Origin of the sequence: Allobosea sp. (assembly GCF_048595345.1) — a bacterium.
Classification (GTDB): Bacteria; Pseudomonadota; Alphaproteobacteria; order Rhizobiales; family Beijerinckiaceae; genus Allobosea.
Genome location: NZ_JBMDWH010000181.1, coordinates 1 through 2396, shown reverse-complemented (window position 1 = coordinate 2396; position 2396 = coordinate 1). Strand labels below are relative to the sequence as shown.

At 65.5% G+C, this 2396-nt stretch carries 2 protein-coding genes and 1 pseudogene; all 3 read right to left on the bottom strand.

Going from position 1 to position 2396, the window contains the following annotated elements; genetic code table 11:
- Nucleotides 1–22: 22 nt before the first annotated feature.
- On the bottom strand, nt 23–937 hold the full coding sequence (locus ACOJTB_RS16350) for a branched-chain amino acid ABC transporter permease (protein WP_420103586.1): 915 nt from the start codon (nt 935–937) through the stop codon (nt 23–25).
- Nucleotides 938–1265: 328 nt separating this feature from the next.
- Nucleotides 1266–2060 (bottom strand): ABC transporter ATP-binding protein, encoded by a 795-nt coding sequence (locus ACOJTB_RS16345; RefSeq protein ID WP_420103585.1) that lies wholly within the window; start codon nt 2058–2060, stop codon nt 1266–1268.
- A gap of 17 nt (nt 2061–2077) precedes the next feature.
- Nucleotides 2078–2396 (bottom strand): annotated as a pseudogene (locus ACOJTB_RS16340) (long-chain fatty acid--CoA ligase); the annotation flags it as partial.

The following is a 2396-nucleotide window of genomic DNA, read 5'->3' as shown; positions in this document are numbered from 1 at the left end:
GGTAGAGCATGGTTCCGGCTCCTCAGATGCGTTCGATGATCTTGTCGCCGAACAGGCCCTGCGGCCGGAACAGCAGGAAGGCGAGCGCGATGAAATAGGCCAGCCAGCTCTCGATGCCGCCGCCGACCAACGGGCCCCAGTAGAACTCGCCGATCTTCTCGCCAATGCCGATGATCAGCCCGCCGACGATGGCGCCGGGGATCGAGGTGAAGCCGCCGAGGATCAGCACCGGCAGCGCCTTCAGCGCCACGATCTCCAGCGCGAAGGAGACGTCCGAGCGGGCGCCCCACATGATGCCGGTGATCAGCGCGACGATTCCGGCGGTGAACCAGACGATGACCCAGATCTGGTTCAGCGAGATGCCGACCGAGAGCGCCGCCTTGTGGCTGTCGGCGACCGCGCGCAGGGCGCGGCCGATGCGCGTGTACTGGAAGAACAGCGCCAGGGCGACGATCATCAGCGAGGCGATGACCGCCGCGGCGATGTCGATCTTCTGCAGCGTCACCAGCCCGCCGAGGATCTTCAGGTCGATCGCGCCGCGCGGCAGCCAGAGCTGGTCGGCGATCATCTGCTTCGGGTTGCCGCCGAAGAGCGCTTCGCCGAAGCCGATCAGGAAATAGGTGATGCCGAAGGTCGCCATGAACAGGATGATGTCCGGCTGGTTGACGAGCGGGCGCAGCACCACCCGCTCGATCGCGACGGCGAGGACGAACATGACGCCGAGCGTGACGATGACGGCGAGAAAGGCCGGCACGCCCTTTTCATAGAGGCCCACCAGCGTCAGCGCGGCGAAGACCACCATGATGCCCTGGGCGAAGTTGAACACGCCCGAAGCCTTGAAGATCAGCACGAAGCCGAGCGCGATCAGCGCGTAGAGAACACCGGAGACGAGGCCCTCCCAAACCGTCTGCGCCAGCAGGTCCGGCGCCTGGACCATCTGCTGGAAGGGGTCGAGGAAGATCGCATAGAGCGTGTTGGTCGGGTCGAGCCGGACGCCGATCGTGATCGCCAGAACGATGGCGACGAGGACGAGGCCGAATTTGACGAACGGGCTGGCGAGCAGGTTCGGCGCGGGGCGGGTGGCGATGTCGCTCATGGATGCGCTCCTGGCCGGCCCACGTTTTCATGGGAGCCCTCATCCTGAGGCGCGAAGCGGCGTCTCGAAGGATGCTTCAGGAGGCTCCCCAGATTGCTGGACCATCCTTCGAGACGCGCCTTGAGGCGCTCTTCAGGATGAGGGCTGAGGGTGATCGGCAGGCTCGCCATCAGTGCGCCACTCCCAGATAAGCGTCGATGACCTTCTGGTTCGCCTTGACTTCGTCCGGCGTGCCATCGGCGATCTTGCGGCCGTATTCGAGGACGACGACGCGGTCGGAGAGGTCCATCACCACGCCCATATCGTGCTCGATCAAGGCGATGGTCGTGCCGAATTGCTGGTTCACGTCGAGGATGAAGCGGCACATGTCCTCCTTCTCCTCGAGGTTCATGCCGGCCATCGGCTCGTCGAGCAGCAGAAGTTCGGGCTCCATCGCGAGCGCCCGGCCGAGCTCGACGCGCTTCTGCAGGCCGTAGGGCAGCTTGCCGACCGGCAATTTGCGGATGTGCTCGATCTGGAGGAAGTCGATGATGTCCTCGACCACGCGGCGATGCTCGATCTCCTCCTGCATCGCCGGGCCATGCCGCAGCGCCTGCCAGAAGAAACCCTTCTTCATCTTGAGGGTGCGGCCTGTCATGATGTTGTCGAGCGTCGACATGCCCTTGAACAGCGCGACGTTCTGGAAGGTGCGGGCGATGCCGCCGGCGGCGGCGCGGTGCGGGCGCATCTTGGCGCGGCGCTCGCCCTTGAAGACGATGCGGCCCTCCTGCGGCTGATAGAAGCCGTTGATGCAGTTCAGCATCGAGGTCTTGCCCGCGCCATTGGGGCCGATGATCGCGCGGATCTCGCCCTTGCGGATGTCGAAGGAGACGTCCGAAATCGCCTTCACCCCGCCGAAGCGCAGCGAGATGTTCTCCACCGAAAGCAGGGTCTTGCCCTTGGGGCGGATCGGGGTGCCGGTCATGGCCATCGGCTCCGCGTTCATGCTGCTTGCGCCTTTGCGGCCGGCGCCGGTTCGGCCGTGACCGGATAGATCGCGGCATCGCGCACCTTCACGCGGGCGGAGATGACGCCCTTGCGCCCGTCTTCGAACGTGACCTCGGTCGAGATGTCGGCGGCCTCAGACCCGTCATAGAGCGCGGCGACGAGCGGGGCGTAGCGCTCGGCGATGAAGCCGCGCCGGACCTTCTGGGTGCGGGTCAGTTCGCCATCGTCGGCGTCCAGCTCCTTGTGCAGGATGAGGAAGCGCTTGATCTGCGCGCCGCCCATCATCGGCTCGGCGGCGAGCGAGCGGTTCACC

Coding starts and splice junctions, on each gene's coding strand:
- ACOJTB_RS16345 (WP_420103585.1), bottom strand. CDS start 2,060: ATGACCGGCACCCCGATCCGCCCCAAGGGCAAGACCCTGCTTTCGGTG.
- ACOJTB_RS16350 (WP_420103586.1), bottom strand. CDS start 937: ATGGTCCAGGCGCCGGACCTGCTGGCGCAGACGGTTTGGGAGGGCCTC.